This is a genomic window from Streptomyces sp. NPDC005898 (genome assembly GCF_040629635.1).
In the GTDB taxonomy this organism is placed as follows: Bacteria; Actinomycetota; Actinomycetes; order Streptomycetales; family Streptomycetaceae; genus Streptomyces.
Genome location: NZ_JBEXWC010000034.1, coordinates 1 through 13,557 on the forward strand (window position 1 = coordinate 1; position 13,557 = coordinate 13,557).

12 protein-coding genes are annotated in these 13,557 nt (G+C 74.1%); 5 read left to right on the top strand and 7 right to left on the bottom strand.

Annotation, left to right across the window (positions count from 1 at the left end):
* Nucleotides 1–89: 89 nt before the first annotated feature.
* The 4 genes from ABZ385_RS30395 to ABZ385_RS30410 all read right to left on the bottom strand — a co-directional run bounded on the left by ABZ385_RS30395 (nt 90) and on the right by ABZ385_RS30410 (nt 4,013).
* Nucleotides 90–542: a GNAT family N-acetyltransferase gene (locus tag ABZ385_RS30395; RefSeq protein WP_358586343.1), complete on the bottom strand. Its 453-nt coding sequence runs from the start codon at nt 540–542 to the stop codon at nt 90–92.
* 123 nt (nt 543–665) lie between these two features.
* Entirely contained in the window at nt 666–1,685 is a 1,020-nt protein-coding gene (locus tag ABZ385_RS30400) for a hypothetical protein (protein WP_358913925.1), read from the bottom strand.
* Nucleotides 1,682–3,013, bottom strand: coding sequence for an MFS transporter (locus ABZ385_RS30405; RefSeq protein ID WP_358913926.1), 1,332 nt, complete (start codon nt 3,011–3,013; stop codon nt 1,682–1,684). Before ABZ385_RS30405 ends, ABZ385_RS30400 begins: the two co-directional genes overlap by 4 nt.
* A 13-nt stretch (nt 3,014–3,026) precedes the next feature.
* Nucleotides 3,027–4,013 (bottom strand): metallophosphoesterase, encoded by a 987-nt coding sequence (locus ABZ385_RS30410; RefSeq protein WP_358913927.1) that lies wholly within the window; start codon nt 4,011–4,013, stop codon nt 3,027–3,029.
* A 301-nt stretch (nt 4,014–4,314) separates the two neighbouring features.
* Between ABZ385_RS30410 and ABZ385_RS30415 the strand changes: the two genes are divergently transcribed.
* Nucleotides 4,315–7,329, top strand: coding sequence for a DEAD/DEAH box helicase (locus ABZ385_RS30415; RefSeq protein WP_358913945.1), 3,015 nt, complete (start codon nt 4,315–4,317; stop codon nt 7,327–7,329).
* Entirely contained in the window at nt 7,326–9,137 is a 1,812-nt protein-coding gene (locus ABZ385_RS30420) for an SWIM zinc finger family protein (RefSeq protein WP_358913928.1), read from the top strand. The genes ABZ385_RS30415 and ABZ385_RS30420 overlap by 4 nt, the downstream gene beginning before the upstream one ends.
* 7 nt (nt 9,138–9,144) lie before the next feature.
* Here the strand turns inward: ABZ385_RS30420 and ABZ385_RS30425 are convergent, their stop codons facing one another.
* Both ABZ385_RS30425 and ABZ385_RS30430 read right to left on the bottom strand, forming a co-directional pair.
* Nucleotides 9,145–9,729, bottom strand: coding sequence for a DUF4291 domain-containing protein (locus ABZ385_RS30425; protein WP_358913929.1), 585 nt, complete (start codon nt 9,727–9,729; stop codon nt 9,145–9,147).
* A gap of 126 nt (nt 9,730–9,855) precedes the next feature.
* Nucleotides 9,856–10,350, bottom strand: coding sequence for a DUF3574 domain-containing protein (locus ABZ385_RS30430; protein WP_358913930.1), 495 nt, complete (start codon nt 10,348–10,350; stop codon nt 9,856–9,858).
* A 241-nt stretch (nt 10,351–10,591) separates the two neighbouring features.
* Between ABZ385_RS30430 and ABZ385_RS30435 the strand changes: the two genes are divergently transcribed.
* From ABZ385_RS30435 to ABZ385_RS30445, 3 genes are all read left to right on the top strand, one after another.
* The gene (locus ABZ385_RS30435; protein ID WP_358913931.1) at nt 10,592–11,677 is read left to right on the top strand and encodes a phosphatidylinositol-specific phospholipase C domain-containing protein; all 1,086 of its coding nucleotides are present in this window, start codon (nt 10,592–10,594) and stop codon (nt 11,675–11,677) included.
* 161 nt (nt 11,678–11,838) lie between these two features.
* The gene (locus ABZ385_RS30440) at nt 11,839–12,522 is read left to right on the top strand and encodes a DUF899 domain-containing protein (protein WP_358913932.1); all 684 of its coding nucleotides are present in this window, start codon (nt 11,839–11,841) and stop codon (nt 12,520–12,522) included.
* A 174-nt stretch (nt 12,523–12,696) separates the two neighbouring features.
* Nucleotides 12,697–12,909, top strand: coding sequence for a hypothetical protein (locus ABZ385_RS30445; RefSeq protein ID WP_358913933.1), 213 nt, complete (start codon nt 12,697–12,699; stop codon nt 12,907–12,909).
* Between the two features lie 37 nt (nt 12,910–12,946).
* Here the strand turns inward: ABZ385_RS30445 and ABZ385_RS30450 are convergent, their stop codons facing one another.
* Nucleotides 12,947–13,387: a hypothetical protein gene (locus ABZ385_RS30450; protein ID WP_358586381.1), complete on the bottom strand. Its 441-nt coding sequence runs from the start codon at nt 13,385–13,387 to the stop codon at nt 12,947–12,949.
* Nucleotides 13,388–13,557: the final 170 nt, after the last annotated feature.

The window sequence follows — 13,557 nt, forward strand, 5'->3', positions numbered from 1 at the left end:
GCCAGAAACAAGCCCGCATCAGTCACTACAAACGGCGCGGACACAGTCCCTGAAACTGCCCAGCAATCAGCACAAACACCGTTGCAGTACTAGGGGTGCCAGACGCAGCGGATGTCCGGCTCGTGCTCTTCGTTGCCCGAGCCGTCCGTGCGTTCCTCCTCGGTGAAGCCATGGCGGGCGTAGAACCGCCGGGCCGGGGCGTTGATCTCGAACGTCCACAGCCAGAGCCCCTCGGGGCTGCGGTCCTTGGCCAGTTCCACGAACCGGTCGCCGATGCCCTGCCCCCGCCACTCGGGGGCGAGGTAGAGCTGGCTCAGCTCGTCCCCGTCGAGGACCATCATGCCGACGGCCTCGCCCGCCGACCGGGCGAGCCAGGTGCCGCCGCGCGGCACGACGACGTACTCGAAGAACTGCCGCACCTCGGCGTCGGAGTGCGCCCGCCGCACGGTCGGCAGCGCCGCGTCGTAGGAGCGCAGGTAGACGTCGGTGACGGCGGCGGCGTCGGAGGCGGTGGCCGGGCGCAGGTCGATCGGGGTGGTCATGGAGCGATCATGTGCGAGCCCGGGGGCGCGCCGCATCCCCTTTTGCCCGCGCCCCCGAGGGGCGCCCAGCGCACCGGTTGCCCGCGCCCCCGGGGACGTCCACCCCACCGGCGCCACGCCGGCTCAGCGCATCGCCGCCGGTGAGCTCCCGCCCGGCACCAGCAGCGCGGCCTTCCCCGAGCCGTCGGCCGGCGCCGACCAGATGTCCGACTTCCGTCCCCCCTCGCCCGGCAGCGCGTACGCGAGGGTGTCGTCGTCCAGCCAGGCGGCCTGGTCATCGACGCTCCGCCGCTCGGCGACCGGGTGTTCGCGCAGCGTGCGGAGATCGAGGACGTACAGCCGCCACGGGTCCGAAGTCCCCTTCCGTACGCGCTTCTTGAAGGCGAGGCGGGTGTTGTCGGGGGAGAGGGAGGGGCACTCGACGTTCTCGCGCAGCGCGGTGGCCGCCCACTTCCGCATGTCGCCCCGCACGAGGTAGGTGCGGCCCTTGGTCGAGACGGTCGCGTAGAAGCGGTTGTCGTCCTCGGCGAAGGTCACGCCCCAGTAGTTGACGTCGGGGGCGTGGTAGCGGCGGCCGCGCAGGGTCAGGGGGATCTCCTCCATGTTCTTGACGAGGTAGCCGGTGCGGGTGTCCAGGATCGAGGTGCGGGTGGAAAAGGAGGAGCCCGCGTAGGAGTCGCCGGTGGCGAACATCGTCCAGGACAGCATCCGGCCCGACGCGGAGACGCGGGCCCGGTTGGGGATGCCGGTCAGCGCGATGCGGCGCTTCTCGCGCAGCCGTGCGTCGAGGACGACCGCGTACGCCTTGGGCGGTATCCCGGAGCGGCGCTGCAGGCACAGGCCGGTGCGGGCGGCGGCGTAGAACCGTTCGCAGGACGGGCCACCGGTGGTGCGGGCGCCCTTGCGGGCCGCCGCGCCGGACACGGGGCGCCGGGCGACGCGGCCCGCGCCCGCCTCGGTGCTCCGGAAGTAGAGCTGCCCCGCATCCAGGCCGAACGCCGACATGGTGTCGGCGGACCGGGCGCGCTGCGCCGCGTGCAGGGTGTACGCCACGGCGACGCCCATGAGGACGGCGGCGACCACGGCGACCGCGACGATCCGGGAGCGCGGCGAGCGCCGGGTGAGGGGAGCGGACACGGTCATGAGGGCCTTTCCGTACGAGGGAGCAGCACGGCCGCCCCCGCGAGCGCCACCGCCAGGGCGACGACCGCGCAGGTCAGCGCCGGCCCGACGCCCCACAGCGTCCAGGCCGCGCCGAATCCGGCGGCGGCCGCCAGCCGGGCGAGGGCCTGCCCGGTCTGGAGCACGGCCATCCCGCAGGCCCGGCGCTCACCCGGCACGAACGGTGCCGCCAGGGCCATGAGGACGCCGTCGGTGGCGGCGTAGAAGACGCCGAGGAGGAGCAGTACGCCGACGAGGAGCAGCCGCCCGTCGGTGGGCGCGAGCAGCAGGACGTACCCGCCGAGGAGCGCCACGTGCCCGGTGAGGAAGGGCACGCGGCGCCCGACGCGGTCGGCGAGCCGCCCCGCCGGTACGGCGAGCAGCAGATAGACCGCGGCGGCGCCCAGCGGGAGCAGCGGGAACCACGACACGGCGAAGTCGAGCCGCCGCTGGAGGAGCAGATAGAGGAACGCGTCGCCGATGGTGGCCGCGCCGAGCAGCGAGGCGGCGAACAGGACGCGCCGGAAGGCGGGGACGCGGAGCAGGTCGACCACCTTGGCGCGCGGCGGAGCCGGGCCGGCCCCTTTTCGGGGGTTCACCGGCCCCGAGGCCGCCTGCTTCCGTTGCCCCGGCACGAACTTCCGGTGGCCGGGCGCGAATTCCCGGTGGCCAGGCGCAAATTCCCGGTGGCCGGGCACGAACGCGACCAGCGTCAGCACCCCCAGCAGCCCGAAGCAGAAGCTGACGACGAACACGGCGTCGTACGCGTCCGCGGTCGCCCACAGCAGCGCGAACGCGGCCAGCGGCCCGAGCAGCGCGCCCGTGGTGTCCATCGCCCGGTGCACGCCGAAGGCGCGGCCGAGCGCGTCGGGCGGGCTGCTCAGCGAGATGAGCGCGTCGCGCGGCGCGGTCCGCACGCCCTTGCCGATCCGGTCGGCGGCGAGCGCCGCGCCGATGCCGGCGGTGGCGCCGCCCGCGAGGAGCAGGCCGAGCCGGGAGAGCGCGGAGAGTGCGTAGCCGCTCCCGGCGACGAGCTTGTGGCGTCCGCCCCGGTCGGCGGCGTACCCGCCGGCCAGGCGCACGAGCGCGGTCACGCCGTTGTAGAGGCCGTCGAGGAAGCCGAACTGCAGTGGGGAGAGGCCGAGCTGGAGGACGAAGTAGAGCGGCAGGACGGCGGTGACCATCTCGGAGGAGATGTCCGTGACCAGGCTGACCGCGCCGAGCGCGAGGACGGGTCCGGCGACGCGGCCGCGCCGGGCCCCGGACTTCTCCGAGGCCTTGGCGACCGCGTCGGTGGTGGCCAGGTACATGGCGCTCGTCTTCTCAGCGGCAGGCGTACGAAGGGCTGGTGTCCTTCGTCGAGCCGTCCGCGGCGACGAGGTTCCAGGAGAACCCGGTGTCGGTGAAGTTCAGCTTGACGACACCGAAGGTCTTGGTGATCCGCTTCTGGCTGTTGGGCTGCACCTCCTCGATGTCGTACGGGTGGGCGCCGCCCATGCCGCCGAGCAGCTCCACGATGCCGTTCGGGTCCGCCTTGCCGTCCGCGTTCTGCGGCGCGAACCGCTCGTAGTGGTGGTCGTGGCCGTTGAGCACCAGCTCGGCCTTGTGCTGCTGCAGCAGCTTCCACACCGGGCGGCCCACGGGGTCGTTGCCGTGCTCGCCGGAGGAGAAGAGCGGGTGGTGCCAGTACGCGGCCACGCACTTCCTGGAGTTGGCGGCGAGGTCGTCCTTGAGCCAGTCGATCTGGTCCTCGTCGTCGAAGCTGTTGGAGTCGAGGGCGATGAAGTGCCAGTTGTCCTGGTCGAAGCTGTAGTAGCTCTTGCCGTCGGGGTAGGCGATGGACCCGAAGTAGGACTTGTAGCCCTTGAGCGGGCCGGCCGGGTCGTACGTCTCGTGGTTGCCCGGGACGGGGCGGGTCCTGCTCTTGAAGGCGCCCCAGGTCTTGTCGTAGTAGTTCTTGTAGTCCTTCAGGCGCGCGTCGTCGTACTGGTTGTCGCCCATGGTCATCACGAAGGACGGGTTGATCTGCTTGACCAGGGCCGCCGTCTTGGGGTGCTTGCAGCTGCTGCTGCTCGCGGTGCACTGCTCGGCGATGTCACCGGCGGCGACCGCGGTGAAGCCGGCGCGGGGCCCGGCGGCGGGGGAGGCGGCCGTGGCGGCGTCGGCCTCGGCCTGCCCGGCCGGGGACCAGAGCAGCACGCCGCCGACGAGGGCGAGCGAGGCTCCCATGGCGACGGGGATGCCCCAACGTGCTTTGTGCGAGCGGGAGTTGGGCGTGTGGGTGGGGGTGACGCGGGGGGTGGACGACATGTCCGTCTCCTCGGTTGGCGTGGGGGTGCCGGGCCGTCTCGGGGAATCCTGGCGATCGGACATGTGCGCGTCAATAAGGTGGACAGCAATTGTTAGGAAACTTTCCTTCCAGTGCGGGGAGGGAGTGCTTGAGCGACTTTCCAGGGGCGTCGGGTTGCGCCGGACGGGTGGCCCGAGGGACGTCCGGCCGGGTTGTCAGTGGTCTCGCCTAGGGTGGCGAAAGCAGAGGGATCGGTGGCGTGAGCAGGGGCTGAGGGAGGTGGCGGCGATGACGGCGGAGACGGTGCGGGGTTCGACGGCGATGGCACCGGAACAGGCCTCCCTCGTGCGCACCTGCGCGGCGGTCTTCCTCCCGGCGGAAGCACCGAGGGAGGGCCGAGTCGCGTTCTGGAGGCCGGACGGGGGAGAGCTGCCGGGGGGCGGTGAGGGGGACGGCGGGCTTGGGGCGGGGGCGTCTGGTGCCGCGCGGGGTGAGCTTGTTGTGGCTCGGCGGCATGGCAAAGGTGCCCGTTCCCGGACCGTGTCCGCGTTGTTCCTGCCGGTGGGGGAGGCCGTACCCCTTCTGTTGCGTGCCGCTCACCCGCACCCGGCCGCCGCCTGCTGGGCCGCGGCCGCCCGGCACGCGTTGCACCTGGCCGCGCGCGGCCGACTGCTGCCCGGCCTCACCGCGGGCGACCTCGACGCGTGGCGGGCGGGCCCGCTGGACGAGGCCGATGTGACGCACCTGCGTGCCATCGCCGCGGCCCTGCCCGCCGAGGGGCACGCCGTGCCGTTGCCGGGCGCCGGCCCGCTGCTGCTGCCGGAGCCGTTCGCCCTGGTCAGGGCCTTCGTGGACGCGGTGGTGGACGCACTGCCCCGCACGCCCGCCGCCGCGTACGCGGTCGGCGCACCCTTCGCGGCGCGCGAGCCGCAGCGACTGTCGGGCGCCCGGGAATGGGCGGCGGAGGTCGCGGCCGGCATGGACGCCGGGGTCCGGGTGTCCTTGCGGCTGGACCTGCGGGCGCACGAGGTGTTCGACCGGGGGGATGACGAGCCGAGCCCCGACGCGGAGGCGTTGCCGGGCGCCGAGGCTCAAGAGGTCCAAGAGGCCCAAGGGATCCAAGGGGCCGGAAGAGGCCGCTCCGGTGCGCAAGGGTCGCCCGGGGGCGAGGGAGGCGACGCCCGCCAAGGCGTGCCGCGCGCGGCGGTGGCCAGCCCCGCGGCCGCCGTCGTCCAGGTGCACAGCCTCGCCGACCCCTCACTGGTGACCGACGTGCCCGGACTCTGGGCGGACGCCGCCGGCCACTTCGGCCCGCGGGCCAGGGTCGACACCCTGCTCGCCCTGCGCCGCGCCGCCCGCGTGTGGCCGCCGCTCGCCCGCCTCCTGGAGCGGCCGCGCCCCGACGTGCTGCCGCTGAGCGAGGAGGAGCTGTACGACCTGCTGGGCGCCGCGGCCGGCCGGCTCGGCGCGGCGGGGGTGGCCGTGCACTGGCCGAGGGAGCTGACCCGCGGCCTCACCGCGACGGCGGTCGTCCGCCCCGCGCCCGGCACCGCCGCCGACAACTTCGACTTCTTCAAGACGGAGCAACTGCTCCAGTTCCGCTGGCAGCTGGCGTTCGGCGACCAGCCGGCCGAGCCGCTGACCGAGGCGGAGCTCGACCTGCTGGCGGAGGCGCACCGCCCGGTCGTCCGCCTGCGCGACCAGTGGGTCCTGGTCGACCCCGAACTCGTACGCAAGGCACGCAAGCGCGACCTCGGCCTGCTCGACCCGGTGGACGCCCTGTCCGTCGCCCTCACCGGCACGGCGGAGGTCGACGGCGAACAGGTGCCCGCCGTGCCCATCGGCGCCCTGGCGCGGCTGCGCGAGCGGGTGACGGACGACCTCGACGCCCTCGACCAGCCGCCCGGCCTGCACGCGACCCTGCGCGACTACCAGCTGCGGGGCCTGGCCTGGCTGGACCGCATGACCTCGCTCGGCCTCGGCGGCTGCCTCGCCGACGACATGGGCCTCGGCAAGACGATCACGCTGATCGCCCTCCACCTCCACCGGGCGCACCCCGCCCCGACGCTCGTGGTCTGCCCCGCGTCGCTGCTCGGCAACTGGCAGCGCGAGATCGAACGCTTCGCGCCGGGCGTGCCGGTGCGCCGCTTCCACGGCCCCGGCCGCAGCCTCGCCGGACTGACCGGCGGCTTCGTGCTCACCACGTACGCCACCATGCGCACGAGCGCGCCCGAGCTGGCCGCCCGGCCCTGGGGCCTGGTCGTCGCCGACGAGGCGCAGCACGTCAAGAACCCCCACGCGGCGACGGCGAAGGCGCTGCGCACCATCCCCTCCCCGGCCCGCGTCGCGCTCACCGGCACCCCCGTGGAGAACAACCTCTCCGAGCTGTGGGCCCTGCTCGACTGGACGACCCCCGGGCTCCTCGGCCCCCTGAAGGCGTTCCGCGCCCGGCACGCGCGCCTGGTGGAGGGCGGCGAGCGGGCGGAGAACGACGAGGCGCTGGCCCGCCTGTCCCGCCTGGTCCGCCCCTTCCTCCTGCGCCGCAAGAAGTCGGACCCCGGGATCGCCCCGGAACTGCCCCCGAAGACCGAGACCGACCACCCGGTCACCCTCACCCGCGAACAGACCTCGCTCTACGAAGCGGTGGTGCGCGAGACGCTGGCCCGCATCGAGGCCTCCGACGGCATGGCCCGCCGGGGCCTGGTGATGAAGCTGTTGATGGCGCTGAAGCAGATCTGCAACCACCCGGCGCAGTATCTGAAGGACGGCGCGCTCACCACGCGGTCGGGGCGACCCCGCTCCGGCAAGCTGGAGCTGCTCGACGAGCTCCTCGACACGATCCTCACGGAGTCGGAGAGCGCCGGCGCCGTCCTGGTCTTCACGCAGTACGTGGAGATGGCCCGCCTCCTGGAGAGGCACCTGACGTCCCGGGGCATCGCGAACCAACTCCTGCACGGCGGTACGCCGGTCGCGCGCCGCGAGGAGATGGTGGACCGCTTCCAGTCGGGCGAGGTCCCCGTCTTCCTCCTGTCGCTGAAGGCGGCCGGCACCGGCCTCAACCTCACCCGCGCGGGACACGTCATCCACTACGACCGCTGGTGGAACCCGGCCGTCGAGGAACAGGCCACCGACCGCGCGTACCGCATCGGGCAGACCCGACCGGTCCAGGTGCACCGCCTGATCACGGAGGGCACGGTCGAGGACCGCGTCGCCGAACTCCTCGCGGCGAAGAAGGCGTTGGCGGACGCGGTGCTCGGCGAGGGCGGCGAATCCGCGCTCACCGAGCTGTCCGACGCGGAACTGTCCGACCTGGTGGCCCTGCGGAGGACGACGTGAACGGACGTGTTCCCCGGGGCGGCGGCCTCGGCCGGGCGAGCGGGATGAGCGAGACGAGCCGCATGGGCAGCGGCCGCGTCTTCCCCGCCCTGCCCGCGCACCCCGACCCCCACGCGCCCTTCGCCACGTCGTGGTGGGGGAACGCGTGGATCGACGCGCTGGAGGAGAGCGCCCTGGACCTGGCCCGTCTGGTCCGCGGCCGTGCGTACGCCCGCCAGGGAGCGGTCGACAAGATCACCGTCGCGCCGGGCCGCATCGTGGCGTACGTCCACGGCAGCCGCCCCCGCCCCTACCGCGCCGAGATCCGCCTGCGGACGATGCTTCCCGCCCACTGGGACCGCTTCCTGGACGCGGTGGCCACGGACCCCGCGCACATCGCGGCGCTGCTCGACAAGGACATGCCGCACGCGCTGGCCGAGGCGGCGGACCGCGCGGACGTCCCGCTCCTGCCGGGCGCCCGCGAGCTGGCCCCGTCCTGCACCTGCCCGGACCGGGGGCACCCCTGCAAGCACGCCGCCGCCCTCGCCTACCAGACGGCCCGCCTCCTGGACGCCGACCCCTTCGTCCTGATGCTGCTGCGCGGCGGCGAGGAGCAGGACCTCCTGGACGAGCTGTCCCGCCGCAACGCGCGCATGGCGGCGGCGGAACAACAGCCGACCCCCGCCACCCCAGCCTTCACCACCCCCGACTCCGGGCCCACCGCCTCGGGGTCCACCGCCTCGGGGTCCACCGCCTCGAGGTCCGCTGCCCGCGGATCCACCGCCCGCGGGTCCACCGTGCCCGGGTCCACTGCCTCGGGGTCTGCTGCCCGCGGGTCCACCGCCCCCGGGTCCACCGCCCCCGGATCCACCGCGCCCGGATCCACTGCGCCCGGATCCACTGCGCCCGGGGCAATCGCCCCCGGATCCACTGCCCTCGGGTCCACTGCTTCGGGGGCCACCGCCCCCGCGTCACCCGCCCCCGCCTCACCCGCCCCCGGGTCCACCCCGCCCGGGTCCACCGCACTCAGGTCCACCGCGCCCGGGCCCACTGCCCCGGGGTCCACCGCCCCCGGGTCCACCGGCCCAGGGCCCACCGCCCCCGGATCCACCGCGTCCCGCTCCGTCACCTCCCCGTCGGCCGACTCCACGCCCGCCGCCTCCGGGGCCGGGGAGGCAGGCCTCCTCGCACCCCTGCCCGGCATCCCGGCCCGGGACGCGCTGGCCGCGGAGTACCGCCCGGCGCCCCCGCCCCCGCTGCCGCCCCCGCCGCACCCGGGCGAGCCTCCGGTGCTGCCCTCCCTCCCCGGCGCGCCGGACGCGGCGTCGCTGGAGTTCCTGATCACGGACGCGGCGGCCCGGGCCCACGCCTTCCTCACCTCCGGCACGGACCCCTTCACGGCCGCCTCCCCCTGGCGCGACGCGGTCCGCCTCGCGGCCTCCCACCCCGGTCTCACGGGCCGCCGCACCTTCAGCCGCCAATTCGCCGCACTGGCCCGCTCGGTGGGCAGCACCCCGGCCGACCTCTCCCGGGCGGCGGCGGCCTGGCGCCAGGGCGGTGAGGAGGGCCTGGCGGTCCTGGAAACCCCCTGGGACCCCCCGGCGGGCCCCTTCGACCGCGCCCGGGGCGCCCTGGCCGAGGCGGACCTCCCCCGGATGACGATCCACCACAACACCCTGACGAACCAGGACGCCTCCCTCCAGCTCCGCTACGGCCACGACGGCCGCTGGTACCCCTACCGCAGCGACCCGGGCGCGGACGACTGGTGGCCCGAGGGAGAGGCGGACATGGACGTGGTGGGGGCGCTCACGGCGGTGCTCGGGAGCTGAGGGCGTCTCAGGCGGCCAGGTGCGCCAGGAGGTCGCCGGGCGTCGGATAGGGGCGTTCGAGGGGGAGGAGCCGCGCGGCCGCGGTGAGGTCGCCGTCGCGTACGAGGGCGTGGATCGCGTGGGCGCGGTCGGTGACGTCCGTGATCGACACCGTCCACTCGTCCGCGTAGCGGCGGGCCGCCTCGCCCGCCAGGCCCAGCTGCAGGGAGCGGTGGGGGAGTGGGGCGAGGCGCAGGTCGCGCTCCGGGTCCCACTGGACGCGGGCGGGAGACTCGCGCAGGGCGCGTTTCCAGGCGGCCTGGTCGGGGTGCACGTCGGGCGCGTAGTGGGAGAGGCACGCGTGGCGCAGCGCCCAGTCGAAGCCCTCACGCGTGATCTCGACGGCCAGAACCGTCTGCTGACCCTCCTTCAGGGCCCAGCCGCAGCGGTACATCATCCAGAGGAAGGACGGCTTGATCCACGTCATGCGGTCCCGTTTCCAGGCGGCGGGGAAGCGGCCGGTGCGGGCAGCGGGGAGGCCGATCGAGGGGTCGTACGCCTGGTAGACGGTGAGGGTCGAGTCGGTGTGCAGGGCGCGGATCTGGTGCGTCATGGCAGCCCAGCCTGGCGGGACGGCCGGCAATCCGCCAGCGAATTCCACCCCGCCCCAAAGCCCGCCCCGCCCCAAAGCCCCCGCCCCAAAGCCCCCGCCCCAAAGCCCCCGCCCCAAAGCCTCCGCTCAGAAGTCCGCCCGGGTTCGCTCGTCGAGTCGGGCGACCGAGTCCTGCGCGAACGCCTTCTCGTAATCGCCGCGGATCTCCTCGATCAAGGCGTCCCGCTCGCGGGCCTCGCCCGTCGGGTACAGCAGGATCAGTTCGTACGAGCGTTCGCGCTCGATCCTGCCGTGGGAGTCGCGCCACTGCCCGCGCCCGTCCTGGATGGTCAGCCCGTCGGGAAAGCCCGGCGTGACCTCCTTGTCGACGAAGGCCATGAACTGCTTGTCGGTGACCGCCGGCCCGCCGTCGGGGCGCTCCGTGCCGAAGAACAGCCGGGTCTCGGTGAAGGGCTTGCCCCGCGCGACCGTCGACGTGGCGGCCGCCGCCGAGGAGGACGGCCGTGACCCGCCGTCCAGCGAGGCGTACGCCGCCGGCGCGCCGACCGCCAGGGCCGCCGTCACGGCGCCGGCCACGGCGAGTCGGGTACGGGTGAGGCGGGAGAGGCGGGTTGTGGCCATGAAGCGGTCCCTTTCGGCGGCGGGCGAGGACGTCACCCCGGTGAGCGCCCTCTGTCGGCCGCACACCGTAGCGGACTCGCCCGCCGGACCCCAGGCGCTACGCCGCGAGGCCCGCCAGCACCGCCCGGCGAGTGACGGGGCGAGAGCGCGAAGCCGCGTCCCGCTTGGCCCGGGGCGGTGCCCAAAGCCGTAAGACGCCGTCTTCCCACACGTCACCCGACTCCCCTACGGTGCACCTCACTTGACGGAAGCGGTACGTGAGGGGGCGGTGGGCGTGGCGGTGCGCGGCAAAGTGGTGGGGCTGCTGGTGGGAGCCGTCGCCGCCTGGAGCGTCCTCGGGGGCGGCACGGGCACCGCGGTCGGCGCCGAGGACCCCGCGCCGGACTCCGCGTACGCGGCCACGACCGGCGTTGGCCTGCACAACGCGTACGAGAAGGCGAAGTACCCCTACTTCGCCGACGCCCTCGACTCGGGCGCGGCGATGCTCGAACTGGACGTCTGGACCAACGTGTTCGGCGGTGGCTGGCGGGTCTCGCACAGCAACCCGGTCGGCAACGACAACAACTGCGAGAACGCAGCGAGCCCCGGCGAACTGCGCACCAAGTCCCGCAACCAGAGCCTCGCCGGCTGCCTGCGGGACATGCGGGCCTGGCACGACGCCCACCCCGGCCACCGGCCCCTCCTGGTGAAGGTCGAACTGAAGGACGGCTTCCAGGGCAGGTACGGGCGCGGCCCCGCCGACCTCGACGCGCTCCTGACGAGCGTGCTCGGTGACGCCGTGTACCGGCCGGGCCGGCTCGCCGCCGGACACGCCACCCTCGACGACGCCGTGCGGGACAAGGGCTGGCCGAGCCGCACCGAGCTGGCCGGGAAGTTCGTGGTCGAGCTGATCCCCGGCACCGTCGAGCAGGGCAATCCCGCCGACACCCTGTGGACCGACCGCGAGTACGCCACCCATCTGCGCGACCTCGCCGCGGCGGGCCGCCTCGACCGGGCCGCCGCCTTCCCCGCCGTGCTGGGCGCGCAGGCGGGCGATCCGCGCGGGCGGTACGCGGACGCGTCGATCCGGCCGTGGTTCGTGGTGTTCGACGGGGACGCCGCCGCGTACGCGGGCGGGGGCATCGACACGCGGTGGTACGCCGACCGGCGCTATCTCGTCGTCATGACCGACGCCCACAACGTGGCCCCCGCCATCGACGGGACCCGCCCCACCGAGGCACAGGCCCAGGAGCGGGTCGCCCTGCTCGCCCGCCGGCACGCCAGCATCGTGTCGGCCGACTGGTACCCGCTGCCGGGGGTCCTCTCGACGGTCCTGCCGCGCGGCTGAACCGGGCCGCACAGGTCGGTCGTACGACACCCGGCTGACCTGCGGCGCAAGGGAGTCCGCAACTTTTTCCCGTGTTTCCCGCCGCCGGGCGATGAGTTCCGCGCACCCCGCCGGTCCACCCTTCGCCGAAGTACGCGCCCGAAGGGTGGAGGAGACACACCATGGGACTTCCGGACGTCGTCACACGCGAGGAGTGGCTCGTCGCACGTGCGCGGTTGCTGGCCAGGGAGAAGGCCGTCACCCGCGCGCGCGACGCGCTCAACGCCGCGCGCCGCGAACTGCCGATGGTGGAGGTCGACAAGGAGTACTACTTCGACGGCTCCGACGGGAAGGCGACCCTGCTCGACCTCTTCGACGGCCGCGAGCAGCTGATCGTCTATCACTTCATGTTCGCCCCGGAGTGGGACGCGGGCTGCCGCAGCTGCTCGGCGTTCCTCGACCAGATCGGGCACCTCTCGCATCTGCGGGCCCGGGGCACGAACTTCGTCGCCGTCTCCCGCGCGCCGTACACCGCGCTGCTCACCTTCAAGGCGCGCATGGGCTGGACGGTGCCCTGGTATTCGACCAACGGCGGCGACTTCAACCACGACTTCCAGGCGTCCTTCGACGAGGAGCCGTACGACGTGCCCGCGATCAACTGCTTCCTGCGCGACGGCGACCGGATCCACCACACGTACGCGACGTTCGCCCGGGGCCTGGACGGCATCGGCTCCACGACCAGCCTCCTGGACCTCACCGCGCTCGGCCGCCAGGAGGAGTGGGAGGAGCCGAAGGGGCGCTCGTCGGCGCTCGGCGCCCCGGCGGGCAGCGCCCGGGTGCGCTACCACGACGAGTACGAGGACTGAGGTCCCCGGCCCCCGGCAGGACTGAGGGGCGCGGCCCGGGCAGAAGCCCGGGAGAACCCCGGGAAAACCCTGGAAACGCCTCGACTCGGTGTCGGTTCGGTTACGTCGCGAGCCCTTGGGGGCCCGACGCGCGTTCTCCACAGCAGAACCGGACGAACCGCACGGGGGACAGGCATGAACACGAACGTGAACGCGGACAGGGTGAACCGGCGCGTGGTGCTGCGGAGGTTTCCCGCGGGCGGGCCCCGCGGCTCGTGGCCCGCGGAGGACTTCGCCCACGCCCGCCGCCAGGAGGGGCAGCGGGCGGAGGTCGTGATGGACCTCGCCTCGGACGCCTTCCTGGTGATCGTGCGCGAGCCCGGGGAGGCCCGCGCGGCACAGGCGTGACCCGCGTCCCCCCGGGCGCGCCGGAGCCGGCTTCCGTTCAGCGCGGCGGGACGGCCCCCGTCCGCGACCACCCCGGCGTCGTCCCCGTCGCCCGGCACAGCGCCAGGTACAGCGGGATCGGCGGGGTGTAGGGGACGTCGCCCTCCGGCCGGTTGATCAGGACGGGGGGCCGGTGCCCGCCGTCCCGTACGACCGCGCCCGCGGAGTAGGCGACCGGCGCGGGCCACTCCATGGCGACGTCGGAGTCCGCGGGAACGATCCACCACCAGCGCGGCCCGTCCTCGTACACGCACCCCACGCGGGGCAGTCGGGACATCAGGCGGGGGCCGAGGGACGCGGGGACGGCCACCGCGTCGCAGCCGAGCGGTTCGGTCATTCCCGCCGGCAGGTCGAGCCGCACGGGCGGCGGTGGCAGATCCCCGGCGTGCCTACGCCGCCGGGAGAGACGGACCAAGGTGTTCAGATCCAACGGCCGCACCGTACCCGCGCTCACATGCCCCCCGCCCGCATCACTGCCACGCTCGACTCACCCGTTTCCCCGCGCACGCGTTCCCGCACACGCCGGCGCCGCTGGTCCGGCCGCGCCGTCACTCGGTCCGCGCGCACGAGTCGTACGCGCCGTCACTCGGTCCACGCGCACACGCCGTG